Origin of the sequence: Enterobacter sp. 296B2, from assembly GCF_034106185.1 — a bacterium.
Classification (GTDB): Bacteria; Pseudomonadota; Gammaproteobacteria; order Enterobacterales; family Enterobacteriaceae; genus Enterobacter; species Enterobacter cloacae_N.
On sequence record NZ_JAWNCA010000022.1, the window covers coordinates 1 to 26,732 of the forward strand.

At 55.7% G+C, this 26,732-nt stretch carries 24 protein-coding genes, 2 tRNA genes and 1 rRNA gene; 21 read left to right on the forward strand and 6 right to left on the reverse strand.

The window, feature by feature from the left end; translation table 11 throughout:
* The 3 genes from rrf to URZ40_RS15875 all read left to right on the forward strand — a co-directional run.
* Positions 1-106, forward strand: a 5S ribosomal RNA gene (gene rrf / locus URZ40_RS15865); the annotation flags it as partial.
* Positions 107-162: 56 nt separating this feature from the next.
* Positions 163-239, forward strand: a tRNA-Asp gene (locus URZ40_RS15870).
* A gap of 54 nt (positions 240-293) precedes the next feature.
* A tRNA-Trp gene (locus URZ40_RS15875) sits at positions 294-369 on the forward strand.
* A 98-nt stretch (positions 370-467) separates the two neighbouring features.
* Here URZ40_RS15875 and hdfR read toward each other — a convergent pair.
* Positions 468-1,289, reverse strand: coding sequence for an HTH-type transcriptional regulator HdfR (gene hdfR, locus URZ40_RS15880; protein WP_116343682.1), 822 nt, complete (start codon positions 1,287-1,289; stop codon positions 468-470).
* Between the two features lie 118 nt (positions 1,290-1,407).
* On the opposite strand from hdfR, the gene URZ40_RS15885 reads away from it, so the two are divergent.
* Positions 1,408-1,746, forward strand: a complete 339-nt coding sequence (locus URZ40_RS15885) for a DUF413 domain-containing protein (RefSeq protein ID WP_008501577.1) — start codon at positions 1,408-1,410, stop codon at positions 1,744-1,746.
* A gap of 24 nt (positions 1,747-1,770) precedes the next feature.
* On the opposite strand, the gene URZ40_RS15890 is transcribed toward URZ40_RS15885, so the two are convergent.
* A complete protein-coding gene (locus tag URZ40_RS15890) occupies positions 1,771-3,291 on the reverse strand; it encodes a YifB family Mg chelatase-like AAA ATPase (RefSeq protein ID WP_166712613.1) in 1,521 nt (506 codons plus the stop codon).
* Between the two features lie 341 nt (positions 3,292-3,632).
* Between URZ40_RS15890 and ilvL the strand changes: the two genes are divergently transcribed.
* The 7 genes from ilvL to ilvA all read left to right on the forward strand — a co-directional run bounded on the left by ilvL (position 3,633) and on the right by ilvA (position 10,186).
* On the forward strand, positions 3,633-3,731 hold the full coding sequence (gene ilvL / locus URZ40_RS15895) for an ilv operon leader peptide (protein WP_001311244.1): 99 nt from the start codon (positions 3,633-3,635) through the stop codon (positions 3,729-3,731).
* Between the two features lie 86 nt (positions 3,732-3,817).
* Positions 3,818-3,868: a peptide IlvX gene (gene ilvX / locus URZ40_RS15900; protein WP_192985207.1), complete on the forward strand. Its 51-nt coding sequence runs from the start codon at positions 3,818-3,820 to the stop codon at positions 3,866-3,868.
* A gap of 2 nt (positions 3,869-3,870) precedes the next feature.
* Entirely contained in the window at positions 3,871-5,517 is a 1,647-nt protein-coding gene (ilvG, locus tag URZ40_RS15905; RefSeq protein WP_116343684.1) for an acetolactate synthase 2 catalytic subunit, read from the forward strand.
* On the forward strand, positions 5,514-5,777 hold the full coding sequence (ilvM, locus tag URZ40_RS15910; RefSeq protein ID WP_003860184.1) for an acetolactate synthase 2 small subunit: 264 nt from the start codon (positions 5,514-5,516) through the stop codon (positions 5,775-5,777). Before ilvG ends, ilvM begins: the two co-directional genes overlap by 4 nt.
* A gap of 18 nt (positions 5,778-5,795) precedes the next feature.
* A complete protein-coding gene (gene ilvE / locus URZ40_RS15915) occupies positions 5,796-6,725 on the forward strand; it encodes a branched-chain-amino-acid transaminase (RefSeq protein ID WP_003860182.1) in 930 nt (309 codons plus the stop codon).
* Positions 6,726-6,788: 63 nt separating this feature from the next.
* Positions 6,789-8,639 carry a dihydroxy-acid dehydratase gene (gene ilvD / locus URZ40_RS15920; RefSeq protein WP_163330950.1) on the forward strand — a complete coding sequence of 617 codons (1,851 nt, stop codon included), beginning with the start codon at positions 6,789-6,791 and terminating at the stop codon, positions 8,637-8,639.
* A gap of 2 nt (positions 8,640-8,641) precedes the next feature.
* A complete protein-coding gene (gene ilvA / locus URZ40_RS15925) occupies positions 8,642-10,186 on the forward strand; it encodes a threonine ammonia-lyase, biosynthetic (protein ID WP_116343727.1) in 1,545 nt (514 codons plus the stop codon).
* Here the strand turns inward: ilvA and ilvY are convergent.
* Positions 10,183-11,073 carry an HTH-type transcriptional activator IlvY gene (gene ilvY, locus URZ40_RS15930; RefSeq protein ID WP_116343686.1) on the reverse strand — a complete coding sequence of 297 codons (891 nt, stop codon included), beginning with the start codon at positions 11,071-11,073 and terminating at the stop codon, positions 10,183-10,185. The two genes, ilvA and ilvY, sit on opposite strands and share 4 nt — an antisense overlap.
* A 152-nt stretch (positions 11,074-11,225) precedes the next feature.
* On the opposite strand from ilvY, the gene ilvC reads away from it, so the two are divergent.
* On the forward strand, positions 11,226-12,701 hold the full coding sequence (gene ilvC, locus URZ40_RS15935) for a ketol-acid reductoisomerase (protein WP_045261004.1): 1,476 nt from the start codon (positions 11,226-11,228) through the stop codon (positions 12,699-12,701).
* A 93-nt stretch (positions 12,702-12,794) separates the two neighbouring features.
* Here the strand turns inward: ilvC and ppiC are convergent, their stop codons facing one another.
* Complete coding sequence (ppiC, locus tag URZ40_RS15940; protein WP_004886861.1) at positions 12,795-13,076, reverse strand: peptidylprolyl isomerase PpiC; 282 nt, start codon at positions 13,074-13,076, stop codon at positions 12,795-12,797.
* A gap of 85 nt (positions 13,077-13,161) precedes the next feature.
* Between ppiC and rep the strand changes: the two genes are divergently transcribed.
* Positions 13,162-15,186 carry a DNA helicase Rep gene (rep, locus tag URZ40_RS15945; protein WP_116343687.1) on the forward strand — a complete coding sequence of 675 codons (2,025 nt, stop codon included), beginning with the start codon at positions 13,162-13,164 and terminating at the stop codon, positions 15,184-15,186.
* A 47-nt stretch (positions 15,187-15,233) separates the two neighbouring features.
* Here the strand turns inward: rep and gppA are convergent, their stop codons facing one another.
* Positions 15,234-16,718, reverse strand: a complete 1,485-nt coding sequence (gene gppA, locus URZ40_RS15950; RefSeq protein WP_116343688.1) for a guanosine-5'-triphosphate,3'-diphosphate diphosphatase — start codon at positions 16,716-16,718, stop codon at positions 15,234-15,236.
* Positions 16,719-16,724: 6 nt separating this feature from the next.
* Positions 16,725-17,993 carry an ATP-dependent RNA helicase RhlB gene (rhlB, locus tag URZ40_RS15955; protein ID WP_123923183.1) on the reverse strand — a complete coding sequence of 423 codons (1,269 nt, stop codon included), beginning with the start codon at positions 17,991-17,993 and terminating at the stop codon, positions 16,725-16,727.
* Positions 17,994-18,137: 144 nt separating this feature from the next.
* On the opposite strand from rhlB, the gene trxA reads away from it, so the two are divergent.
* From trxA to rffA, 8 genes are all read left to right on the forward strand, one after another.
* Positions 18,138-18,467, forward strand: coding sequence for a thioredoxin TrxA (trxA, locus tag URZ40_RS15960; protein ID WP_006179218.1), 330 nt, complete (start codon positions 18,138-18,140; stop codon positions 18,465-18,467).
* Between the two features lie 344 nt (positions 18,468-18,811).
* On the forward strand, positions 18,812-20,071 hold the full coding sequence (rho, locus tag URZ40_RS15965) for a transcription termination factor Rho (RefSeq protein ID WP_008501566.1): 1,260 nt from the start codon (positions 18,812-18,814) through the stop codon (positions 20,069-20,071).
* A 241-nt stretch (positions 20,072-20,312) separates the two neighbouring features.
* On the forward strand, positions 20,313-21,416 hold the full coding sequence (gene wecA, locus URZ40_RS15970; RefSeq protein WP_080330358.1) for a UDP-N-acetylglucosamine--undecaprenyl-phosphate N-acetylglucosaminephosphotransferase: 1,104 nt from the start codon (positions 20,313-20,315) through the stop codon (positions 21,414-21,416).
* Between the two features lie 13 nt (positions 21,417-21,429).
* Positions 21,430-22,476 carry an ECA polysaccharide chain length modulation protein gene (gene wzzE / locus URZ40_RS15975; RefSeq protein WP_316380853.1) on the forward strand — a complete coding sequence of 349 codons (1,047 nt, stop codon included), beginning with the start codon at positions 21,430-21,432 and terminating at the stop codon, positions 22,474-22,476.
* A gap of 56 nt (positions 22,477-22,532) precedes the next feature.
* Positions 22,533-23,663 carry a non-hydrolyzing UDP-N-acetylglucosamine 2-epimerase gene (gene wecB / locus URZ40_RS15980; protein WP_316380855.1) on the forward strand — a complete coding sequence of 377 codons (1,131 nt, stop codon included), beginning with the start codon at positions 22,533-22,535 and terminating at the stop codon, positions 23,661-23,663.
* Complete coding sequence (gene wecC / locus URZ40_RS15985; protein WP_320720828.1) at positions 23,660-24,922, forward strand: UDP-N-acetyl-D-mannosamine dehydrogenase; 1,263 nt, start codon at positions 23,660-23,662, stop codon at positions 24,920-24,922. Before wecB ends, wecC begins: the two co-directional genes overlap by 4 nt.
* On the forward strand, positions 24,919-25,596 hold the full coding sequence (gene rffC, locus URZ40_RS15990) for a dTDP-4-amino-4,6-dideoxy-D-galactose acyltransferase (RefSeq protein WP_316380857.1): 678 nt from the start codon (positions 24,919-24,921) through the stop codon (positions 25,594-25,596). Before wecC ends, rffC begins: the two co-directional genes overlap by 4 nt.
* Before the next feature lie 4 nt (positions 25,597-25,600).
* Positions 25,601-26,731 (forward strand): dTDP-4-amino-4,6-dideoxygalactose transaminase, encoded by a 1,131-nt coding sequence (gene rffA / locus URZ40_RS15995; protein WP_320720829.1) that lies wholly within the window; start codon positions 25,601-25,603, stop codon positions 26,729-26,731.
* Position 26,732: the final 1 nt, after the last annotated feature.

The following is a 26,732-nucleotide window of genomic DNA, read 5'->3' on the forward strand; positions in this document are numbered from 1 at the left end:
TTAGCGCGGTGGTCCCACCTGACCCCATGCCGAACTCAGAAGTGAAACGCCGTAGCGCCGATGGTAGTGTGGGGTCTCCCCATGTGAGAGTAGGGAACTGCCAGGCATCAAATTTAGTAGTAAGCCGGTGCATTAATCCGGTGGTTACAAGCAGTCTTCGGTGGAGCGGTAGTTCAGTCGGTTAGAATACCTGCCTGTCACGCAGGGGGTCGCGGGTTCGAGTCCCGTCCGTTCCGCCACTTATTAAGACATTAAGCCTGCCAGTGATGGCAGGCTTAATGGCAAAAAACTTTAGGGGCGTAGCTCAGTTGGTAGAGCACCGGTCTCCAAAACCGGGTGTCGCGAGTTCGAGTCTCTCCGCCCCTGCCATATAGAATCCTTTGCTTCGGCAAAGGATTTTTTTTGCCTGAAATTCGGGAAAATTTCCGCATTCTAAAATGCAGCCAGCATCTCTGCTGGCCTCATCATTAATCCATTACATTGATTTTTAATAGATCTTTTATCTGCGATTGCTTATCACTGTTTTGCAGCCAAATTGCATATAGTGGTCGCGAAAGGGTGGTGGAATCCACCACGGTATGCAATCCAGGCCTGGTGTCTGCCCAACGAACGGGTAACCAGGTGCAACCCTTCAACAGGGGAAGTTGCTGACAGGCAATCTCGGCAGAACTGGTTGTTAGCTGTGGAACATCATCAGGAGCAATCAATCCCGTCTCATGCTGTTGAAAATCTGGCCCCCATTCCAGGCGTAAATAGGTCAGGTCTGCTTTCATCATCGAAGGCTCAGAGGCATAAAGCGCCAGACCAAACTGCCCCACAATCTGGCTGCTAAATTCGTCCATCTTGGGGGCTTCAGTTGTGATCAGAAGATCAAGCTGGCGCTCATGAAGTTGCTTAACCAGCGACTGACGTTGCGCAATTCGGGCTTCAAATTGCAAATGGCCATGGGAGTGATATAGCCGGGTAAGCCACTGACTGAGCATACATTCCCACAGAGACGCGCTGGCCCCTATTGAGAATTCATTGTGCCTCGACGTATGGGCAACCTCTTTGCGTGCTGCCTGCCATGTGTTCATCAGCGTTTCGGCATACGGGAGCAGTTTCTCACCGGCGGGCGTTAAACGGATGTTGTTGCGGTGACGGGTAAAAAGATTCACACCCAGTTGATTTTCCAGCTGTCGAATACGAAAACTGACTGCTGACTGCGTCAGGTAAAGGGCTTCAGCTGCTCGCCCGAAGTGGCGCGTTCTGCTCACTTCAAGGAAAGTTTTTAGCAATTCCGTATCCACATCTTTCTCCGCAAAATAATTTGTCGTTATGATTTAAATGTTTTGTTTTACACTCTGTCAAGCGTAACTAATACTCCGCGCCATAAATAGCTCGGCCAAAGAATTAGGAGCGTGTAGGATGGCGGAAAGCTTTACGACGACTAATCGTTTTTTCGACAATAAACATTATCCGCGCGGGTTCTCTCGTCACGGCGATTTCACCATCAAAGAGGCGCAGCTGCTTGAGCGTCATGGTTATGCCTTTAACGAGCTGGATCTGGGTAAACGTGAGCCTGCAACCGAAGATGAAAAGCAGTTTGTCTCGGTGTGCCGTGGTGAGCGTGAGCCGCAGTCTGAAGCAGAACGTGTATGGATCAAGTACATGGCTCGCATTAAGCGTCCAAAACGTTTCCATACGCTGTCTGGCGGTAAACCGCAGATGGAAGGTGCAGAAGACTACACCGAGTCTGACGATTAAGAAAAAGGGGCTACGGCCCCTTTTTTATGCCAGTAACTTTTGTAGATGCAAAAGCAAACGATCGATCGCCCGATAGCTCAACGCTTCCTGCAAATGTTTCCTCTCAATGCCAGTACAGCCCTCCACGTCAGCAATGGTTCTGGCTACTTTTAACAAGCGCTGCCACGCACGTATGGAAAGCCCAAAGCGCGTCAGCGTCTCTTCCAGCCATCCCGCATCTTCAGCGTTAAGAGAACAAAACTGTCGGATCCCGGCATTATCCAGCCGTGCATTCAGTCTGTTTTGTCGAGCGTACTGCCGTGCCTGCGCCGCGATAACCCGCTCGCGTACAGTCGCTGAGCTTTCACCCTGTGTACGCGTCTGCCTTAGCAGGCCCGGCGGCGGAAGGGGGATTTCCAGTGATAAATCGAAACGATCGAGGAACGGGCCGGAAAGCTTTCCCAGATAGCGCAGCGTTTGCTCTGGCGTACAGCGGTTATGGTTTCCCTGGTAGTGACCCGTCGGGCTGGGATTCATCGCTGCGACAAGCTGAAACTGGGCGGGATAGCTTATTTTGGCTCGCGTGCGTGAGATATGTATCTCACCGGATTCAATGGGCTCCCTCAGTGCATCCAGCACGCGCCGCTCAAATTCAGGCAGCTCATCGAGGAACAGAATGCCATTGTGTGCCAGTGAGATCTCACCCGGCCCCGGAATAGACCCACCGCCGACCATTGCCGTCAGCGAAGCGCTATGATGCGGGGAACGAAAAGGACGGCGGCGCCACTGTTTATGCAACGACGTTGAACTGATAAGGCTATAGATGGCAGCGCTTTCCAGCGCTTCATGGTTATTAAGCGGCGGGAGCAACCCGCTCAGCCTGCTTGCCAGCATGGTTTTGCCCGTACCCGGCGGGCCAATCAGCAGAAGATTGTGACCACCCGCTGCCGTAATCTCCAGCGCCCGTTTCCCTTGCTCTTGTCCCATGATCTCGCTGAGGTCTTCTGGCGCATCCGCTATAGCCTCGTCACACTCTTCCGGCTCGGACAGTTCGTGCCGGCCCTCCAGCCAGGCGCACACTTCCTGGAGATGCCCTGCGATGAGGCATCCCTTTTCTGCAATAAGACTCACTTCTGATGCGTTTTCATTGGCCACAACGATTTGCCGCCCTGCACGTATTGCTTCCAGCGCTCCCGATATCGCACCGGGAACGCCTCTCAATGCGCCTGTGAGCGCGAGTTCACCCACGAACTCGTACGAGCCTAGCCTGGTCGTATTAAGTTGCTCAGAAGCCGCGAGAAGCGCAATTGCGATAGGTAAATCATATCGCCCACCCTCTTTAGGCAGGTCAGCGGGGGCAAGGTTGATGGTGATCTTCTTTGCGGGGAAGGTATAACCGCTGTTTATTATTGCACTACGAACGCGGTCCCTGGCCTCTTTGACCGTGGTTTCAGGTAACCCAACAAGCGTGAGTCCGGGGAGGCCATTACTCAAATGAACCTCTACGGAAATAAGCGGAGCCTTCACCCCGAGAGCCGCTCGCGTATAAACAACTGACAGTGACATTTGTATTACCTCCTGGTGTGACTGTGCCATTGCCCGTTTTCTCTGTTTAGCGTCTTTTGGTGTATTTACGCTGCCTGTTCAGAGATTTTGCTAGCACAGTGAAACCATTGCATAACTGTGGAAGCACCCTCGCAGAGTATAAAAACCCCCGTTTTGACGTTAAGAACGTCAGGAAAAAAATGAAAAAAATTCATTCCAAAATTTCCCTATATAAAACAATATCTTCATGAGAAATGATTCGCTGGCTAACCAAGTCCGTCATAAATAAATCTTGTGTTTGATTTAAAAACTGTGATAACTCTTTAGGTATTCCTTCGAACAAGATGCAAAAAGAACTGAAAATGACAGCCCTTCTACGAGTGATTAGCCTGGTCGTGATTAGCGTGGTGGTGATTATTATCCCACCGTGCGGGGCTGCACTTGGACGAGGAAAGGCTTAGAAATCAAGCCTTAACGAACTAAGACCCCCGCACCGAAAGGTCCGGGGGTTTTTTTATGACTAAAAAACTTAAACGAGGAGCAGAGAATGAACACTAGCATAAAATTCTGTTTCTCCAGATTTATGACGGGGAACTAACTATGAATGGGGCACAATGGGTAGTACATGCGTTGCGCGCGCAGGGAGTCGAGACAGTATTCGGTTATCCGGGTGGCGCAATTATGCCGATTTACGATGCACTGTATGACGGCGGCGTGGAACACCTCTTGTGCCGACACGAGCAGGGCGCAGCGATGGCAGCCATTGGCTATGCCCGTGCGACAGGTAAAACAGGCGTGTGCATGGCGACCTCAGGTCCGGGTGCAACGAACCTGATCACCGGCCTGGCTGATGCGCTGCTCGATTCCGTCCCCGTCGTGGCGATTACCGGTCAGGTAGCCTCTCCGTTCATTGGTACCGATGCCTTTCAGGAAGTCGACGTCCTCGGCTTATCGCTGGCCTGCACCAAGCACAGCTTCCTCGTTCAATCTCTCGAAGAGCTGCCTCGCGTGATGGCCGAAGCGTTCGAGGTCGCCAGTTCTGGCCGTCCTGGCCCGGTTCTGGTGGATATCCCGAAAGATATTCAGGTTGCACTCGGCGATCTGGAGCCGCACTTCTCTACCGTTGAAAGCAACGAAGCATTCCCGCATGCAGACGTTGAAGAGGCGCGTCAGATGATGGCGCAGGCGAAACAGCCGATGCTCTATGTCGGCGGTGGTGTAGGCATGGCGCAGGCCGTTCCTGCCCTGCGCGAATTTATCGCGGTGACGCAGATGCCCGCTACCTGCACGCTGAAAGGTCTGGGCGCAGTCGACGCGGACTACCCGTACTACCTCGGCATGCTGGGAATGCATGGCACCAAGGCGGCAAACCTGGCGGTGCAGGAGTGCGATCTGCTCATTGCCGTGGGGGCTCGTTTCGACGACCGCGTCACCGGCAAGCTCAATACCTTCGCACCGAATGCCAAAGTTATTCATATGGATATCGACCCGGCGGAGATGAACAAGCTGCGTCAGGCGCATATCGCGCTGCAGGGCGATCTCAACGCGCTGTTACCGGCATTGCAGCAGCCGCTGGATATCAATGCATGGCGTCAGCACACCGCAGACATGCGCGCCGAGCACGCCTGGCGTTACGACCATCCCGGAGAGGCCATCTACGCGCCGCTGCTCTTGAAACAGCTCTCCGACCGTAAGCCGGCAGACAGCGTGGTGACAACGGATGTGGGACAGCATCAGATGTGGTCCGCACAACACATGACCTACACCCGCCCGGAAAACTTCATCACCTCCAGCGGCTTAGGCACCATGGGGTTTGGCCTGCCGGCAGCCGTAGGCGCACAGGTAGCCCGCCCGAACGATACCGTTATCTGTATCTCCGGTGACGGCTCCTTCATGATGAACGTTCAGGAGTTGGGCACCGTGAAGCGCAAGCAGTTACCGCTGAAGATCGTCTTGCTCGATAACCAGCGTTTAGGGATGGTTCGCCAGTGGCAACAGCTGTTTTTCCAGGAGCGTTACAGCGAAACAACCCTGACCGATAACCCCGATTTCCTCACTCTGGCCAGCGCCTTCGGCATTCCTGGTCAGCACATCACCCGTAAAGACCAGGTTGAAGCGGCACTCGACACCATGCTTTCAAGCGAAGGGCCATACCTGCTTCATGTCTCAATCGACGAGCTTGAGAACGTCTGGCCGTTGGTACCGCCCGGTGCCAGTAACTCACAAATGCTGGAGAAATTATCATGATGCAACATCAGGTCGCCGTGCAGGCTCGCTTCAACCCGGAAACTTTAGAACGCGTTTTGCGCGTGGTCCGTCACCGTGGTTTTCAGATTTGCTCTATGAATATGGAAACCGCCACCGACGCGCAAAACATCAGTATCGAATTAACCGTTGCCAGCCCGCGGCCGGTCGACTTACTGTTTAGTCAGTTATCAAAGCTGGTAGACGTTGCCCATGTTGCCATCTGCCAGAGCACAACCACATCACAACAAATCCGCGCTTGAGCGTGACAGGACGAAAAAATGACGACAAAAAAAGCTGATTACATTTGGTTCAACGGTGAGATGGTTCGCTGGGAGGACGCGAAGGTCCACGTGATGTCCCACGCGCTGCACTACGGTACCTCCGTGTTTGAAGGCATCCGCTGCTACGATTCTCACAAAGGGCCAGTGGTGTTCCGCCATCGCGAACACATGCAGCGTCTGCATGACTCAGCCAAAATTTATCGTTTCCCGGTCTCTCAAAGCGTTGATGAGCTGATGGAAGCCTGCCGCGAAGTGATTCGCCAGAACAAACTGACCAGCGCCTATATTCGTCCGCTGGTCTTCGTGGGTGACGTCGGCATGGGCGTGAACCCGCCGGCCGGTTACAACACCGATGTGATCATTGCCGCGTTCCCGTGGGGCGCCTACTTGGGCGCAGAAGCACTGGATCAGGGGATCGACGCAATGGTTTCTTCCTGGAACCGCGTGGCGCCAAACACCATCCCGACCGCCGCGAAAGCGGGCGGTAACTACCTCTCCTCACTGCTGGTCGGCAGCGAAGCGCGCCGCCACGGCTATCAGGAAGGCATCGCCCTCGACGTGAACGGCTACATCTCTGAAGGTGCGGGCGAAAACCTGTTTGAAGTGAAAGACGGCATCCTCTTCACGCCGCCGTTCACCTCATCCGCGCTGCCGGGCATCACCCGTGACGCCATCATCAAGCTGGCGAAAGATCTGGGTATCGAAGTGCGCGAGCAGGTGCTGTCCCGCGAATCCCTGTATCTGGCCGATGAAGTGTTCATGTCCGGTACGGCAGCTGAAATCACGCCGGTGCGCAGTGTAGACGGTATCCAGGTGGGCGAAGGCCGCTGTGGCCCGGTCACCAAGCGCATTCAGCAAGCGTTCTTTGGCCTCTTCACCGGCGAAACAGAAGATAAATACGGCTGGTTAGATCAGGTTAATCACTAAGCATAAATTTGGGACGGCACGCACCACCGTCCCATTAAATAGTCAGACGGGAGTCAATAAAGCATGCCTAAGTATCGTTCAGCCACCACCACCCACGGCCGTAATATGGCGGGAGCCCGCGCGCTGTGGCGCGCCACCGGAATGACCGACGCCGATTTCGGCAAGCCGATTATCGCCGTGGTGAACTCCTTCACCCAGTTCGTACCGGGCCACGTGCACCTGCGCGATCTCGGCAAACTGGTTGCCGAGCAAATCGAAGCCTCAGGCGGCGTGGCGAAAGAGTTCAACACCATTGCGGTGGATGACGGTATTGCGATGGGGCACGGTGGCATGCTCTATTCACTGCCGTCGCGCGAGCTGATCGCCGACTCGGTTGAGTACATGGTTAACGCCCACTGCGCCGATGCGATGGTCTGCATCTCCAACTGCGACAAAATCACCCCGGGGATGCTGATGGCCTCCCTGCGCCTGAATATTCCGGTGATCTTCGTCTCCGGCGGCCCGATGGAAGCGGGGAAAACCAAGCTCTCCGACAAAATCATCAAGCTCGACCTGGTCGATGCGATGATCCAGGGCGCGGACCCGAAAGTCTCAGACGAGCAGAGTGACCAGGTAGAGCGCTCCGCGTGTCCGACCTGCGGCTCCTGTTCCGGGATGTTCACCGCTAACTCCATGAACTGCCTGACCGAAGCGCTGGGCCTCTCTCAGCCGGGCAACGGCTCGCTGCTGGCGACCCACGCCGACCGTAAGCAGCTGTTCCTTAATGCCGGTAAGCGCATCGTTGAGCTGACCAAACGCTACTACGAGCAGGACGACGCCAGCGCGCTGCCGCGCAGCATCGCCAGCAAAGCCGCGTTCGAGAACGCTATGACGCTGGATATCGCGATGGGTGGCTCTACCAACACCGTTCTGCACCTGCTGGCCGCCGCGCAGGAAGCCGAAATCGACTTCACCATGAGCGACATCGACAAGCTGTCCCGTAAAGTGCCGCAGCTGTGTAAAGTCGCGCCGAGTACCCAGAAGTATCATATGGAAGACGTGCACCGTGCCGGTGGCGTCATCGGTATTCTGGGTGAGCTGGATCGCGCCGGGCTGCTGAACCGTGAAGTGAAAAACGTGCTCGGCCTGACGCTGCCGGAGTCGCTGGACCAGTACGACGTGATGCTGACCAAAGACGACGCGGTGAAAAAGATGTTCCGCGCAGGCCCTGCCGGTATTCGCACCACGCAGGCGTTCTCGCAGGATTGCCGTTGGGATACCCTGGACGATGACCGTGCCGAAGGCTGCATCCGCTCGCTGGAGCATGCCTACAGCAAAGACGGCGGTCTGGCCGTGCTGTACGGTAACTTTGCGGAAAACGGCTGCATCGTGAAAACCGCGGGCGTGGACGACAGCATCCTGAAATTCACCGGTCCGGCGAAAGTGTACGAAAGCCAGGATGAAGCGGTAGACGCCATCCTCGGCGGCAAAGTGGTGGAAGGCGACGTGGTTGTCATTCGTTACGAAGGGCCGAAAGGCGGTCCGGGCATGCAGGAGATGCTCTACCCAACCACCTTCCTGAAATCCATGGGACTCGGTAAAGCCTGCGCGCTGATCACCGACGGGCGTTTCTCCGGCGGCACCTCCGGCCTCTCTATCGGCCACGTTTCCCCGGAAGCGGCAAGCGGCGGCAACATCGCCATCATCGAAGACGGTGACCTGATCGAAATCGACATCCCGAATCGTGGTATTCAGCTGAAGCTGAGCGACCAGGAGATTGCGGCCCGTCGTGAAGCGCAGGAAGCGCGCGGCGACAAAGCCTGGACGCCAAAAGATCGCCAGCGTGAAGTCTCCTTCGCCCTGCGCGCTTACGCGAGCCTTGCCACCAGTGCAGATAAAGGCGCGGTGCGCGATAAATCTAAACTTGGGGGCTAATGATGGCCGAGTCTCAACCCTTATCCGCCGCCCCCGAGGGGGCGGAATACCTGAGAGCGGTGCTACGCGCGCCAGTATATGAAGCCGTGCAGGTCACGCCCCTGCAGAAAATGGAAAAACTCTCTTCGCGCCTCGATAACGTTATCCTGGTCAAGCGCGAAGACCGCCAGCCGGTGCACAGCTTCAAGCTGCGCGGCGCCTACGCGATGATGGCCGGGCTGACCGACGAGCAGAAAGCGCGCGGCGTGATTACCGCGTCGGCGGGCAACCACGCCCAGGGCGTTGCCTTCTCCTCGGCCCGTCTGGGGCTGAAAGCGCTGATCGTGATGCCGGTCGCTACCGCAGACATCAAAGTCGACGCGGTCCGCGGTTTCGGCGGGGAAGTACTGCTCCACGGTGCCAATTTTGACGAAGCGAAAGCCAAAGCGATCGAGCTGGCGCAGCAGCAGGGTTTTACCTGGGTGCCGCCGTTCGACCACCCGATGGTGATTGCCGGGCAGGGCACGCTGGCGCTTGAACTGCTGCAGCAGGATGCGCATCTCGACCGCGTCTTCGTCCCGGTGGGCGGCGGTGGGCTGGCGGCGGGCGTGGCGGTGCTGATCAAACAGCTGATGCCGCAGATCAAAGTCATCGCCGTTGAAGCGGAAGACTCTGCCTGCCTGAAGGCGGCGCTGGATGCCGGCCATCCGGTCGACCTGCCGCGCGTCGGGCTGTTTGCCGAGGGCGTGGCGGTGAAGCGCATTGGCGACGAAACCTTCCGCCTGTGCCAGGAATATCTCGATGATATCGTCACGGTAGACAGCGACGCGATCTGCGCGGCGATGAAGGATCTGTTCGAGGACGTGCGTGCTGTGGCGGAACCGTCCGGCGCGCTGGCGCTGGCGGGGATGAAAAAATACATCGCGCAGCACAACATTCGCGGCGAGCGGCTGGCGCACGTGCTGTCTGGTGCGAACGTGAACTTCCACGGCTTGCGCTACGTTTCCGAGCGCTGCGAGCTGGGCGAACAGCGGGAAGCGCTGCTGGCGGTGACGATTCCGGAAGAGAAGGGCAGCTTCCTCAAGTTCTGCCAGTTGCTGGGCGGTCGTTCGGTGACGGAGTTCAACTACCGCTTTGCCGATGCCAAAGACGCCTGCATTTTTGTCGGCGTGCGTCTGAGCCGTGGCGTGGAGGAGCGCAAAGAGATCCTTAGCCTGCTGCATAACGGCGGCTACAGCGTGGTCGATCTTTCTGACGACGAGATGGCGAAGCTGCACGTGCGCTACATGGTCGGCGGGCGTCCATCGAAGCCACTCCAGGAACGCCTGTTCAGCTTCGAATTCCCGGAATCGCCGGGCGCGCTGCTCAAGTTCCTGCACACGCTGGGCACGCACTGGAACATCTCTCTGTTCCACTACCGCAGCCACGGCACCGACTACGGCCGCGTGCTGGCGGCGTTCGAACTGGGCGAGCACGAGCCGGATTTCGAAACGCGGCTGAACGAGCTGGGTTATGAGTGCCACGACGAAACCCATAACCCGGCGTTCAGGTTCTTTCTGGCGGGCTAGTGGTTCGGCAATATCTTCCAGAACGCATCAATAAGCGGCTCATGCAGCCGCTTTTTTTGTGCGCACACGCCAAGCTCGAACGGTGTTTTCTCATCGCTGCGTTCCAGAATCATCACGCGATTGCGCACTGGTTCCGGGCTGTTTTCCAGCACCACTTCCGGCAGCAGCGCTACGCCGCAGCCGAGCGCCACCATTGACACCATCGCCTCATGACCGCTGACGGTAGCGTATATCGACGGATTGCTGATTTTCTGACGGCGGAACCACAGCTCGATGCGGCGACGCACCGGCCCTTGATCGGCCATGATAAACGGCACCGTGGACCAGTCCGGTTTTTCCACTGAGACCTGGTTACGTACCGGGCAGGGCAGCGCCGGGGCAATCAGTACCACCGCCAGGTTCTCCAGCATCGAGAACGCCACTGCCCCCGGCAGGGTTTCGGGTTTCCCGGCGATGGCGAGATCCGCTTCGCCCGTCACCACTTTTTCCATGGCGTCGGCGGCGTCGCCGGTGGTGAGCTTAATCTCAACCGACGGATGGGCTGCGCGGAAGCGGTCGAGAATGGGTGGCAGATGGCTATAGGCGGCGGTCACGGAGCAGAAAATATGCAGTTCGCCGGAGAGCGATGGCCCCTGCTGATCGATGGCGTGCCGCAGCTGCTGGTACTGCAACAGCGTCTGCTGGGCAAAAATGCGCAGCTCTTCTCCCGCTTCCGTGAGGGTGACAGTACGGTTATCGCGTACGAACAGCGGCTGGCCGAGGTCTTCCTCAAGGCGTTGGATCTGGCGCGAAAGCGTGGAGGGGCTGACGTGCATCGCCCGGGCACTGCGGCCAAAATGGCGGCTTTCCGCCAGGTGCAGGAACATTTTTAGATCGCGTAAATCCACCGATTCCACTCCCTCTTTTTACATTGCAAAAATTGCAATATGACGTTGTGAATATATCAATTTCCGCAATAAATTTCCTGTTGTAATGTGGGTACATTCTCGCTGAAACGCGAACCGAACTATAAGACACACAACATCACGAGGTATCACCCATGGCTAACTACTTTAATACACTGAACTTGCGCCAGCAGCTGGCGCAGCTGGGCAAATGCCGCTTCATGGCGCGTGACGAATTTGCCGATGGCGCAAGCTACCTTCAGGGTAAAAAAGTGGTCATCGTCGGCTGTGGCGCACAGGGCCTGAACCAGGGCCTGAACATGCGTGACTCCGGTCTGGATATCTCCTACGCCCTGCGTAAAGAAGCGATTGCCGAGAAGCGCGCTTCATGGCGTAAAGCGACCGAAAACGGCTTCAAAGTGGGTACCTACGAAGAGCTGATCCCGCAGGCGGATCTGGTTGTTAACCTGACGCCAGACAAGCAGCACTCAGACGTAGTGCGCTCCGTACAGCCGCTGATGAAAGACGGCGCCGCGCTGGGCTACTCCCACGGCTTCAACATCGTTGAAGTGGGCGAGCAGATCCGTAAAGACATCACCGTAGTGATGGTGGCGCCGAAGTGCCCGGGTACGGAAGTACGCGAAGAGTACAAGCGTGGCTTCGGCGTACCGACGCTTATCGCGGTTCACCCTGAAAACGATCCGAAAGGCGAAGGTATGGCGATTGCCAAAGCGTGGGCTGCGGCGACCGGCGGCCACCGTGCGGGCGTTCTGGAATCCTCCTTCGTTGCCGAAGTGAAATCTGACCTGATGGGCGAGCAGACCATTCTGTGCGGCATGCTGCAGGCCGGTTCTCTGCTCTGCTTCGACAAGCTGGTGGAAGAAGGTACCGACCCGGCCTATGCGGAAAAACTGATTCAGTTCGGCTGGGAAACCATCACCGAAGCGCTGAAGCAAGGCGGGATTACGCTGATGATGGACCGCCTGTCCAACCCGGCCAAACTGCGCGCGTTTGCACTCTCTGAGCAGCTGAAAACCATCATGGCGCCGCTGTTCCAGAAACACATGGATGACATCATCTCCGGCGAGTTCTCTTCCGGCATGATGGCGGACTGGGCGAACGACGACAAGAAACTGCTGACCTGGCGTGAAGAGACCGGTAAAACCGCGTTCGAAACCGCGCCGCAGTATGAAGGTAAAATCGGCGAGCAGGAGTACTTCGATAAAGGCGTACTGATGATCGCGATGGTGAAAGCAGGCGTTGAGCTGGCGTTCGAAACCATGGTGGATTCTGGCATCATCGAAGAGTCTGCGTACTATGAATCTCTGCACGAGCTGCCGCTGATTGCGAACACCATCGCCCGTAAGCGTCTGTACGAAATGAACGTGGTTATCTCTGATACCGCAGAATACGGTAACTACCTGTTCTCTTACGCTTGCGTACCGCTGCTGAAAGAGTTCATGACCACCCTGCAGACGGGCGATCTGGGCAAAGCGATTGCGGAAGGTGCGGTAGACAACGCGCAGCTGCGTGACGTAAACGAAGCCATTCGCAGCCACCAGATCGAGAAAGTGGGCCACAAACTGCGTGGCTACATGACCGATATGAAACGTATCGCGGTAGCAGGTTAACACCAGGTGCGGGCTGATGCCCTCACCCCGACCCTCTCCCACGGGGAGAGGGTGCAAACATTAAAGGCCTTCTCTAAGAGAAGGCCTTGCTGTTTATTTCCGATACAGCACTTTAATGATGTGATAACCGAACTGGGTATGCAGCGGACCGGTTGGCTCCAGCACCGGGCAGGAGAAAACCACTTTATCGAACGCCGGAACCATCTGACCCTGACGGAATTCACCTAAATCGCCGCCACGCTTGCCTGACGGACAAATAGAGTGCTTCTTCGCCAGCTTGCCGAAGTCGGCACCGTTTTTAATCTGCTCCAGAAGATCCAGAGCCAGTTTCTCTTCTTTAACAAGGATATGCAGTGCTGCTGCTGTTTTTGCCATGATCGTGCCTTGAGTGGTATGGATTAGGCTCGCTATACTACCACGCTGTTATTCTCCCCTCCTGACTTTCATTGAGCGATCATTTATGCGTTTAAACCCCGGACAACAACAAGCCGTCGAATTTGTCACCGGACCGTGTCTGGTACTGGCGGGCGCAGGATCCGGTAAAACGCGCGTCATCACCAACAAGATTGCGCACCTGATCCGCGGCTGCGGCTACCAGGCGCGCCACATTGCGGCGGTCACCTTTACCAATAAAGCGGCGCGCGAGATGAAAGAGCGCGTCGGCCAGACACTGGGGCGCAAAGAGGCGCGCGGGCTAATGATCTCAACCTTCCACACGCTGGGGCTGGATATCATCAAACGCGAGTATGCGGCGCTGGGAATGAAGTCTAATTTCTCGCTTTTTGACGATACCGACCAGGTGGCGTTGCTTAAAGAGCTTACTGAGGGGCTGATCGAAGATGATAAGGTGCTGTTGCAGCAGCTGATCTCGACGATCTCGAACTGGAAAAACGATCTGATGACCCCGGCCCAGGCCGCGGCGATCGCTAAAGGCGAACGGGATCGGATCTTCGCCCACTGCTACGGTCTGTACGATGCACATATGAAAGCGTGCAACGTGCTGGACTTTGATGACCTTATCCTGCTGCCCACGCTGCTGCTGCAGCGCAATGAAGAAGTGCGCGAGCGCTGGCAGAATAAAATCCGCTATCTGCTGGTGGATGAATATCAGGACACCAACACCAGCCAGTACGAGCTGGTGAAGCTGCTGGTGGGGCAGCGCGCGCGTTTCACCGTGGTAGGCGATGATGACCAGTCAATTTACTCCTGGCGCGGCGCGCGCCCACAAAACCTGGTGCTGCTGAGCAAAGATTTCCCCGCCCTGCAGGTGATTAAGCTGGAGCAGAACTACCGCTCCTCCGGGCGTATCCTGAAGGCAGCAAACATCCTGATTGCCAATAACCCGCACGTTTTTGAGAAGCGTCTCTTCTCCGAACTGGGCTATGGCACGGAGCTGAAAGTGCTCAGCGCCAACAATGAGGATCATGAAGCGGAGCGCGTGACGGGCGAACTCATCGCTCACCACTTCGTCAATAAAACCGAATATAAAGATTACGCAATCCTTTATCGCGGCAATCACCAGTCGCGCGTCTTTGAAAAGATGCTGATGCAGAACCGCATTCCGTACAAGATCTCGGGCGGCACCTCGTTCTTCTCGCGTCCAGAGATCAAAGATCTGCTGGCCTATCTGCGCGTGCTCACTAATCCGGATGATGACAGCGCGTTTTTGCGCATCGTGAATACACCGAAGCGAGAGATTGGACCGGCAACGCTGCAAAAGCTCGGCGAGTGGGCGATGACCCGCAATAAAAGCCTGTTTACCGCCAGCTTTGATATGGGCCTGAGCCAGACGCTGACGGGGCGCGGGTATGATAATTTGACCCGCTTCACTCACTGGCTTGGCGAAGTACAGCGGCTGGCAGAGCGCGAGCCTGTGGCAGCCGTACGCGATCTGATCCACGGCATCGACTATGAATCCTGGCTGTACGAAACCTCCGCCAGCCCGAAAGCCGCTGAGATGCGGATGAAAAACGTTAACCAGCTTTTCAGCTGGATGACCGAAATGCTGGAGGGCTCTGAAATCGACGAGCCGATGACCCTGACGCAGGTGGTCACTCGCTTTACCCTGCGCGATATGATGGAGCGCGGCGAGAGCGAAGAAGAGGCCGATCAGGTTCAGCTTATGACGCTACATGCGTCAAAAGGGCTTGAGTTCCCGTATGTGTATCTAGTCGGCATGGAAGAGGGACTGTTGCCGCACCAGAGCAGCATTGATGAAGATAACGTCGACGAGGAGCGCCGCCTGGCCTACGTGGGGATCACCCGTGCGCAGAAGGAGCTGACGTTCACGCTTTGTAAAGAGCGCCGCCAGTACGGTGAACTCGTCCGCCCGGAACCGAGCCGTTTCCTGCTGGAATTGCCGCAAGATGACCTGATCTGGGAACAGGAGCGCAAGGTGATTACCGCAGAAGAGCGGATGCACAAGGGGCAGGCTAACGTGGCAAACATCCGCGCCATGCTGGCAAAAGCCAAAGAGAAAGGATAATACAAGGCCGGGTAAGGCTAAGCCACCACCCGGCAATGTTCAGCGTATTACTTCACCTCGAGTACCCAGTGCACATAGCTCTGCCACTGGCACTCCTGCTCGATCATCTCTGCCCCAAGCGGGTGATTATCAATCCAGTTTTCCGGCAGCGTCAGCGTCAGCTTTTCATCATCGGCTAGCAGATTAATGGCAGGCAGCAAATCATCGCGGCGGCGGCTGGCAAACAGGATCGCCAGACGCAGCAGGCGGCACAGATGCTCGGCCACGCGCGGCGGTACGGCGTTTTGCTGATGCAAAGAGGAGAGGTCTACGGCATTGGTTTGGTTTAGCAGCAGCGTTGCCAGCAGCTTTTTCTGTGCAGGCGTGTAGCCAGGCAAATCCAGGTTGCGCACCAGATACGCTGCGTGAGCAGGTGCCTGCTTAAAATCAATGCTTAGCCCTACCTCGTGCAGCGCACAGGCGCTCAGCAATAAATCGCGGCTCAGATGATCAAGATCCCAGGCGTTAGCGACCTGGTCGGCAAAGCGTGATGCCAGTTGCGATACGCGGCCAGCCTGATCGATATCAACCAGAAAACGGCGCTGCACGTTGCGCAGAGTACGGTTGCGGATGTCCTGATCCACCGACAGATGCAGCATCCCATAGACCAGACCTTCGCGCAGCGCGCCGCCGGCCAGGGTCATACACTGGATATTCAGTTCGGTGAATATGGCAATCAGAATGGCCAGCCCGCTCGGGAAAACCAGGGCACGTTCCAGCGTCAGGCCTTCAATTTCCAGCTCTTCCAGCCGTCCGCACTGAATGGCACGCTGTTTAAGCTGCTGAAGTTTGGCAAGCGTAATTCGCTCGTCCATTCCCTGCGCCATCATGATTTCCTGCAGGGCCTGCACGGTACCTGAGGCACCCACGCAGACTTTCCAGCCGTGATAGCGCAGTTCGTCCATCACCGGGCGTAACACTTCGCGCGCGGCGTTTTCTGCCTCGTCGAAATTCTCTTTCCCCAGGTTCCGATCGGTAAAGTAGCGCTCAAGCCAGGTCACGCAGCCCATCGACAGGCTGAACAGTGACGTGGCCTGCGCGCCGGTGCCGGTGACCAGCTCGGTACTGGCACCGCCGATATCCACCACCAGGCGGCGATCGTCACCCCCGGTGGTGTGGGCAACGCCCTGGTAGATCAGGCGTGCTTCTTCTTCGCCGCTGATAACCTGAACCGGACACCCCAGAATTTCCTGCGCTTTGGCAATAAAATCTACGGCGTTAACCGCCAGTCGGAGCGTCGCTGTGGCGACGACGGTGATTTGGGCATGCGGGATATCCTGCAAACGCTCAGCAAAGAGCCGCAGACACTGCCAGCCACGTTCCATGGCTTCAGGGGAGAGGTGATTATCGCTGCTCAGGCCCGCCGCGAGGCGGACCTTGCGCTTAATGCGCGTCAGCGTTTGTATGCTTCCCGCCACCTCACGCACAACCAGCATATGAAAACTATTCGAACCGAGATCAATTGCCGCATAGAGCGAGGTGGAGCTGAGCATATTTTCTTAACCTGAACGACGACGATTACGCGGTGCGCCGCCTGAACGACGCGGACCATTGCCGGAGCGCGGGCGGGTAAGACGCTTAGGCGGCGGCAGTTCGCTTAACAGCGCTTCCGGATTGTATTTGCTCTGCGGGATAGAGTGACCGATGTAGGTCTCAATGGCTGGAAGATTCAGCGCATACTCTTCACACGCAAGGCTAATCGAGTGACCGCTTGCGCCCGCACGACCGGTACGACCGATACGGTGTACGTAGTCTTCGCAGTCGTCTGGCAGATCGTAGTTAAAGACGTGCGTCACGGCCGGAATGTGTAAACCACGTGCCGCCACGTCGGTTGCGACCAGAATATCGAGATCGCCACGGGTGAACTCTTCCAGAATACGCAGGCGTTTTTTCTGCGCCACGTCGCCGGTCAACAGGCCAACACGATGACCATCGGCAGCCAGATGGCCCCAGATGTCTTCACAGCGGTGTTTAGTGTTCGCGAAGATAATGGCGCGATCGGGCCACTCTTCTTCAATCAGCGTTTGCAGCAGACGCATTTTCTCTTCATTGGAAGGATAGAAGAGCTCTTCTTTAATGCGGTGACCCGTTTTCTGCTCAGGTTCCACTTCCACATATTCCGCATTGTTCATCTGCTCGAACGCCAGCTCGCGTACGCGATAAGAAAGGGTTGCAGAGAACAGCATGTTCAGGCGCTGGTTAGCCGGCGGCATACGGCGGAACAGCCAGCGGATGTCTTTAATGAAGCCCAGATCGTACATACGGTCAGCTTCATCGAGCACCACAACCTGGATTGCGCCGAGGTTAATGTGATTCTGTTTGGCGTAGTCGATAAGACGGCCGGTGGTACCGATCAGGATATCCACGCCGCTTTCCAGCACTTTCAGCTGCTTATCGTAGCCGTCGCCGCCATAGGCCAGGCCAAGCTTCAGGCCGGTGGCCTGCGCCAGAGGCTCAGCGTCTGCATGGATCTGTACCGCCAGTTCTCGCGTCGGGGCCATAATTAGCGCGCGCGGCTGGTTAACTTTGCGGTCTGCAATCGCTGAGTGAGAAAGTAAATAATGGAACGTTGACGTTAAGAACGCCATCGTTTTGCCGGTACCGGTTTGCGCCTGCCCTGCAACATCGCGACCGGCCAGCGTCAGCGGCAGGGCGAGAGCCTGAATGGGCGTGCAGTTATGAAACCCTTTATTTTCAAGGGCTTCAATCACCTTCGGGTGCAGGGCGAAGTCGGAAAACTTCTGTTCTGTTAAATGTGTTTTGCTCATAGTGTGGTAGAATATCAGCTTACTATTGCTTTACGAAAGCGTATCCGGTGAAATAAAGTCAACCTTTAGTTGGTTAATGCGACATCAACACGTCGTTGGTGGAGACAAAACCAACGTACCAGGCTTATTCCTGTGGAGTTATATATGAGCGATAAAATTATTCACCTGACTGACGACAGTTTTGACACGGACGTACTTAAGGCTGACGGGCTGATCCTCGTCGATTTCTGGGCTGAATGGTGTGGTCCTTGCAAAATGATCGCCCCGATTCTGGATGAGATCGCTGACGAATATCAGGGCAAACTGACGGTTGCCAAGCTGAACATCGACCAGAACCCGGGTACCGCACCAAAATACGGTATCCGTGGCATCCCGACCCTTCTGCTGTTCAAAAACGGCGAAGTGGCGGCGACCAAAGTGGGCGCGCTGTCCAAAGGTCAGCTGAAAGAGTTCCTGGACGCTAACCTGGCGTAAGGTTTCTCCGCTGTGCGTCCAGAGCCCCCGGCTAAATGATGTGGAACTCTGGACGCCCGGCTGAAGTCGTGCTAAGTTAGCTATGACTTCGTTTTAAACATATCTGTTGTTTGAATCTTGTTTTACCCGATACTTCCCGTTGTTGACATGAACAATGCGTGAAGTGGCTAAATTCCGGGCTTGTCACTCAATCCGTCTTGTCGTTTCAGTTCTGCGTTCTTTCCCTGTGACCAGACAGCGAACAGACATGAGGTGATGGCCGCTAAACAGGCATGGATGACCCTGCCATACCATTCACAACATTAAGTTCGAGAATCACCCCGAGTTTAAGAACCCACACCATTATGAATCTTACCGAATTAAAGAATACGCCGGTTTCTGAGCTGATCACTCTCGGCGAAAATATGGGGCTGGAAAACCAGGCTCGTATGCGCAAGCAGGACATCATTTTCGCCATCCTGAAGCAGCACGCTAAGAGTGGCGAAGATATCTTTGGCGACGGTGTGCTGGAGATATTGCAAGACGGATTTGGTTTCCTCCGCTCTGCAGACAGCTCCTACCTCGCCGGCCCTGACGACATCTACGTATCCCCCAGCCAAATCCGCCGTTTCAACCTCCGCACTGGTGACACCATTTCAGGTAAGATTCGTCCTCCTAAAGAGGGTGAACGCTACTTTGCGCTGTTGAAAGTCAATGAAGTTAACTTCGATAAGCCGGAAAACTCGCGTAATAAGATCCTCTTTGAGAACTTAACGCCGCTGCACGCGAACTCTCGCCTGCGCATGGAGCGTGGTAACGGTTCTACCGAAGACTTAACCGCACGTGTTCTGGATTTGGCATCGCCAATCGGTCGCGGCCAGCGCGGTCTGATTGTGGCGCCGCCGAAAGCAGGTAAAACCATGCTGCTGCAGAACATCGCGCAGAGCATCGCCTATAACCACCCAGACTGCGTGCTGATGGTGCTGCTGATTGACGAACGTCCGGAAGAAGTAACCGAGATGCAGCGTCTGGTTAAAGGTGAAGTGGTTGCTTCTACCTTCGACGAGCCAGCATCTCGCCACGTTCAGGTTGCGGAAATGGTTATCGAGAAGGCTAAACGCCTGGTTGAGCACAAGAAAGACGTGATCATCCTGCTCGACTCTATCACCCGTCTGGCGCGCGCTTACAACACCGTGGTGCCAGCTTCCGGTAAAGTGCTGACCGGTGGTGTGGATGCTAACGCCCTGCATCGTCCGAAGCGCTTCTTCGGTGCCGCACGTAACGTGGAAGAGGGCGGCAGCCTGACCATCATCGCAACGGCGCTGATCGATACCGGTTCTAAAATGGACGAAGTGATTTACGAAGAATTTAAAGGTACAGGTAACATGGAACTGCACCTTTCTCGTAAGATCGCTGAAAAACGCGTCTTCCCGGCTATCGACTACAACCGTTCCGGTACCCGTAAAGAAGAGCTGCTCACCACGCAGGAAGAGCTGCAGAAAATGTGGATCCTGCGCAAAATCATCCATCCAATGGGTGAAATTGACGCGATGGAGTTCCTCATTAACAAACTGGCGATGACCAAAACCAACGACGACTTCTTCGACATGATGAAGCGCTCGTAACGCAAATAAAGCCAGCGAACGCCACGTTTTTACGTGGCGTTTTTCTTTTATGGACTATACGCTAGTACCACCTACTCCCAATTTTGACCGGTCAGTGCGACAATAAGATAATTCGCACAGTAAAAACATTAATAGCTTGAATAATAAACAAATGGAATTGTAAGAGGTTTGCTTTATAACTTCAGGCTCGGCGCCTTGATGGTTATACTTCCTTGACTAACATTTGTTGAGAACACCCATTGTGAACCTACTTGATACGTTTACTGAACTAACCAGTATTTTCTTATTTACCACCTGCTTTTTGTTTCTGGCACGTAAGGTGGCGAAATATCTGGGCTTAGTGGATAAACCCAACTTCCGTAAACGTCATCAAGGCATGATCCCTCTGGTCGGTGGTATCTCTGTTTTTGCAGGGATCTGCTTCACTTTTGCTATTGCAGATTACTATATTCCGCATGCCAGGTTGTATCTCTCTTGCGCAGCAGTTCTTGTCGTGATCGGTGCTCTTGACGATAGATACGACATTAGCGTCAAAATACGCGCTTTCGTTCAGGCAGCTGTCGCTATTGCAATGATGGTATTCGCTAAGTTGCACTTGAGTAGCCTGGGCTATATTTTTGGCTCCTGGGAGATGGAACTCGGCCCGTTCGGCTATTTCCTGACACTTTTTGCCGTGTGGGTGGCGATTAACGCGTTCAACATGGTTGACGGTATTGATGGTTTGCTTGGAGGCCTCTCCTGCGTCTCATTTGCCGCAATTGGTTTCATTTTATGGTTCGATGGGCAATATAGCCTTGCTATGTGGTGTTTCGCCATGATTGCAGCAATCCTGCCATATATCCTGTTAAATCTCGGCGCATTGGGCCGACGCTATAAAGTCTTCATGGGGGATGCGGGTAGCACGCTTATCGGCTTTACTATCATTTGGATTTTGCTGGAAACTACTCAGGGCGATGTACATCCCATCAGTCCGGTAACAGCCTTATGGATTATCGCCATCCCGTTAATGGATATGGTTGCGATTATGTATCGCCGACTGCGTAAAGGGATGAGCCCATTCTCTGCTGACCGTCAGCACATTCATCATCTGATCATGCGAGCCGGATTCACTTCCCGGCAGGCATTTGTGCTTATTACGCTGGCGGCTGCTATTCTAGCGGGGATTGGCGTGACGGCGGAATATACGCATTTTGTACCTGAGTGGGCCATGTTGGTATTGTTCTTGCTAGCATTTTCTCTCTACGGCTACTGCATTAAGCGCGCATGGAAGGTGGCGCGTTTCATTAAACGTATTAAGCGCAGGATGCGACGTAACAGTGGCAAAAACACAACATTAACTAAGTAGAACCGGGACTATGATGACTCAACCGTTGGCGGGAGCGAAATCAGTGGTAACTGAGAATGAACTGGATATTCGGGGTTTGTTTCGCGTGTTATGGGCAGGCAAACTTTGGATTGCGGGAATCGCGCTGGGGTTCGCACTGTTGGCGCTGGCCTACACGTTCTTTGCGAAACAGGAGTGGAGCGCCACGGCAATCACGGACAGACCAACGGTTAACATGCTCGGGGGGTACTATTCCCAGCAGCAATTCCTGCGAAACCTGGATATTAAAGCCAGCCTTGCCACGCCAGACCAGGCCTCCGTTATGGATGAGGCCTACAAAGAGTTTGTGATGCAACTGGCGTCATGGGATACGCGCCGCGATTTCTGGTCCCAGACGGATTACTACAAGCAGCGTCGGGTTGATAACACTAAAGCCGATGCCGCGCTGCTGGACGATCTGATTAATAATATTCAGTATATGCCCGGCGACGCGCTGCGTAACGTCAACGACAGCGTCAAGCTGATTGCGGAAACCGCGCCGGACGCCAATAACCTGTTGCGCCAGTACGTTGCGTTTGCCAGCCAGCGTGCCGCAAGCCATCTCAATGAAGAGCTCAAAGGTGCCTGGGCAGCCCGCACTATCCAGATGAAGGCGCAGGTCAAACGTCAGGAAGAGGTGGCAAACACTATTTTTGCGCGCCGCGTCCATAACATTCAGCAGGCGCTGAAAATTGCGGAACAGCACAACATTTCCCGCACTGAGACGGATGTTCCGGCTGATGAATTACCTGATTCTGAAATGTTCCTTCTTGGTCGCCCAATGCTGCAGGCGCGTCTGGAAAATCTGCAGGCCGTTGGGCCTGATTTTGACCTCGACTACGATCAAAATCGCGCGATGCTTAATACGCTTAATGTCGGCCCCTCCCTGGATCCGCGTTTTCAGACCTATCGTTATTTGAGAACGCCTGAAGAACCTGTAAAACGCGACAGTCCGCGTCGTGCATTCCTGATGATCATGTGGGGGATTGTGGGCGCACTCGTTGGGGCTGGCGTGGCGTTAACGCGTCGTCGTACAAACTAAGAACGCCGTTTACGATGAAGGCTATGGCCTTCATCGTCTAATCGAAGAGAATCGATGTGAAAGTACTTACTGTATTTGGCACCAGGCCGGAGGCCATTAAGATGGCGCCTCTGGTTCATGCGCTGGCCAGCGATCCTGATATTGAAGCGAAGGTCTGTGTCACGGCCCAGCACCGTGAGATGCTCGATCAGGTCCTAACCCTCTTTTCCATCGCCCCGGATTACGACCTCAATATTATGAAGCCGGGACAGGGATTGACGGAAATAACCTGTCGCATACTGCAGGATCTCAAGCCTATCCTGGAGTCGTTCAAGCCTGACGTCGTGCTGGTGCACGGCGATACCACGACGACGATGGCAACAAGCCTGGCCGCGTTTTACCAGCGTATTCCCGTCGGTCATGTTGAAGCGGGCCTGCGCACCGGTAATCTTTATTCTCCGTGGCCGGAAGAGGCCAACCGTACGCTTACCGGGCATCTGGCGATGTACCACTTTGCGCCAACCGAGAACTCTCGCCAGAACCTGCTGCGTGAAAATGTCGCCGATAACAACATTTTTGTGACCGGCAATACGGTCATTGATGCGTTGATTTGGGTACGCGATCGCGTACTGGCAAACGGCGAGCTGCAGAAAGAGCTCGCTGCCCGCTATCCGTTCCTGAATAACGGCAAAAAAACCATTCTGGTCACTGGCCACCGTCGCGAAAGCTTTGGACGGGGTTTTGAGCAAATCTGTCACGCGCTGGCTGAAATCGCCGCGCAGAACGACGATGTGCAAATTGTCTATCCGGTACACCTTAATCCTAACGTCAGCGAGCCGGTCAACCGCATCCTGGGCCACGTCGAAAACGTCCTGCTGATTGAACCGCAGGACTACATGCCGTTTGTCTGGCTGATGAACCACGCCTGGCTGATCCTCACCGATTCGGGTGGGATTCAGGAAGAAGCCCCCTCTCTTGGCAAGCCGGTACTGGTGATGCGTGAAACCACTGAACGTCCGGAAGCGGTTAAAGCCGGGACGGTGCGTCTGGTCGGCACCAACGCACAGCTCATCGTCGAAGAGGTCACTCGCCTTCTGCACGACGATGAAGCGTATCAGGCGATGAGCCGGGCCCACAATCCGTATGGAGACGGGCAGGCTTGTGGCCGTATTTTGCATGCACTTAAACACAATCGGGTATCGCTATGAGTTTTACTACCATCTCTGTCATTGGCCTTGGCTATATTGGCCTGCCCACGGCGGCGGCATTCGCCTCCCGTCAAAAACAGGTTGTCGGCGTGGATATCAACGCACGGGCGGTAGAAACCATTAATCGTGGCGAAATTCATATTGTAGAGCCCGATCTTGACCGAGTCGTGAAAGAGGCGGTTGATGGCGGCTTCCTGCGCGCCAGCACGACGCCAGTGGAAGCGGATGCCTACCTGATTGCCGTTCCAACGCCCTTTAAAGGCGACCACCAGCCCGATATGGTCTATGTCGAGGCGGCGGCAAAATCCATTGCCCCCGTGCTGAAGAAAGGCGCGCTGGTGATCCTGGAATCAACCTCTCCGGTGGGTGCCACCGAGCAGATGGCGCAGTGGCTTGCAGAAGCGCGTCCTGATTTACGCTTCCCACAACAGGCTGGCGAGCAGGCGGATATCAACATCGCCTACTGCCCGGAGCGCGTGTTGCCGGGGCAGGTGATGGTCGAACTGATTAAAAACGACCGCGTCATTGGCGGCATGACGCCGGTCTGTTCCGAACGCGCCAGCGCGCTGTACAAGATTTTCCTGGAAGGCGAATGCGTAGTGACCAACTCCCGCACCGCAGAGATGTGCAAGCTGACTGAAAACAGCTTCCGTGACGTTAACATCGCCTTTGCTAACGAACTGTCGCTTATTTGCGCCGATCAGGGGATTAACGTTTGGGAGTTAATCCGCCTGGCGAATCGCCATCCGCGCGTCAACATTCTCCAGCCTGGCCCGGGGGTGGGCGGTCACTGTATTGCCGTCGACCCGTGGTTTATCGTGGCGCAGAACCCGGCGCAGGCGCGTCTGATTCGCACCGCGCGAGAAGTGAACGACAGCAAACCTCACTGGGTGCTCAACCAGGTTAAAGCGACGGTAGCGGACTGTCTGGCAGAGAGCGGCAAGCGCGCCAGCGAGCTGAAAATTGCCTGCTTTGGTCTGGCATTTAAACCCAACATTGACGATCTGCGCGAAAGCCCGGCGATGGAAATTGCCGAGATGATTACCGAATGGCATAAGGGCGAAACGCTGGTGGTTGAGCCGAATATCCATGAACTGCCGGCAAAACTGGCGGGGCACTGCACGCTGACGGCGCTCGATGACGCGCTGGCGACGGCGGACGTGCTGGTGCTGCTGGTGGATCATAAAGAGTTTAAAGCGACGTCCGGTGATGCCGTACGTCAGCAGTATGTGGTTGATACGAAAGGCGTCTGGCGTTGAGTGAACTTCATGGCGTGCTTGAATCCCTTGAGTGGGAAAGCACATTTTTTGCCCGCCCCTCGGCGATAGTCCGCTGGCGCGAGAATGCGCCCGCCCTGCAGGAAGCGGACCTCAGCGTCTGGCAGCGCGTGCAGGCTAAAATCCCGGCGGACCGTGCCGATCTGCTTGATGCGCTCCAGCAGCGTGGTTTTCAGCTGGTTGAAGGTGAGGTAGACCTTTCCATTGCCCTTACCCGGCACGATGCGTCCGGCGCGGAAATTGCAACGGAACTGGACATTCCTGTGCTGCGCCAGATGGCGGCCCGGGCGTTTGCGCAGAGCCGCTTTCGCGCGCCCTGGTATGCCCCTGACGATAGCGGACGCTTCTATGCCCAGTGGATAGAGAATGCGGTCAAAGGCACCTTTGACCACGTCTGCCTGGTTTTCCGTACAGCGGACGGTCAGATTCAGGGATTTGTCTCGCTGCGCAAGCTCAACGCGCGCGAGGCGCGTATTGGCTTATTAGCCGGGCGCGGCATGGGTGAGAAACTCATGCAGGCGGCGCTGCACTGGGCGCAGCAGCAGCAGGTTGAGACGCTGCGGGTGGCGACCCAGGTGGGCAACACCGCCGCGCTTAAACGTTATATTGCGAGTGGTGCCAACATCGACGCCACCGCCTACTGGTTATACAGGTGACAAGATGATTCCATTTAACGCACCACCCGTCGTGGGAACCGAACTCGACTATATGCAGTCTGCCATGGGCAGCGGCAAACTCTGCGGTGACGGCGGTTTTACCCGTCGCTGTCAGCAGTGGATGGAGCAGCGTTTTCGCAGCGCTAAGGTGCTGCTGACCCCGTCCTGCACGGCATCGCTGGAAATGGCGGCCCTGTTGCTGGATATCCAGCCCGGTGATGAAGTGATCATGCCGAGCTATACCTTCGTCTCCACGGCAAACGCCTTTGTCCTGCGCGGGGCGAAAATCGTCTTTGTGGATATCCGCCCGGACACCATGAACATTGATGAGACGCTGATTGAAGCTGCGATCACCGATAAAACGCGCGCGATTGTGCCGGTTCACTACGCGGGCGTGGCCTGTGAAATGGACACCATCATGGCGATCGCCAAAAAGCACAACCTGTTTGTGGTTGAAGATGCCGCGCAGGGCGTGATGTCCACCTACAAGGGGCGCGCGCTGGGCACGATCGGCCACATTGGCTGCTTCAGCTTCCACGAAACGAAAAACTACACCGCTGGCGGTGAGGGCGGTGCGACGCTGATTAACGATCGTGCCCTGGTTGAGCGTGCGGAAGTGATCCGCGAAAAAGGCACCAACCGCAGTCAGTTCTTCCGCGGTCAGGTTGATAAGTACACCTGGCGCGATATCGGCTCCAGCTATCTGATGGCGGATCTGCAGGCGGCATACCTGTGGGCGCAGCTGGAAGCGGCAGAGCGGATTAATCTCCAGCGCCTGTCCCTCTGGCAAACCTATTACGACGCGCTGGAGCCTCTGGCCAAAGCCGGGCGTATTGAGTTGCCAACCATTCCGGCCGATTGCATCCATAATGCCCATATGTTCTACATCAAGCTGCGCGATAACGACGATCGCAGCCAGCTCATCGCCTGGCTGAAAGAGGCCGAAATTATGGCGGTGTTCCACTATATCCCGCTGCACTCCAGCCCGGCCGGAGAAGCATTTGGCACGTTCGCGGGTGAAGATCGTTACACTACGAAAGAAAGTGAGCGTTTGCTTCGCTTGCCGCTGTTCTACAACCTCGCACCAGTTAACCAGCGTACGGTGATCAATACCCTTCTGAGCTATTTCAGCTGAT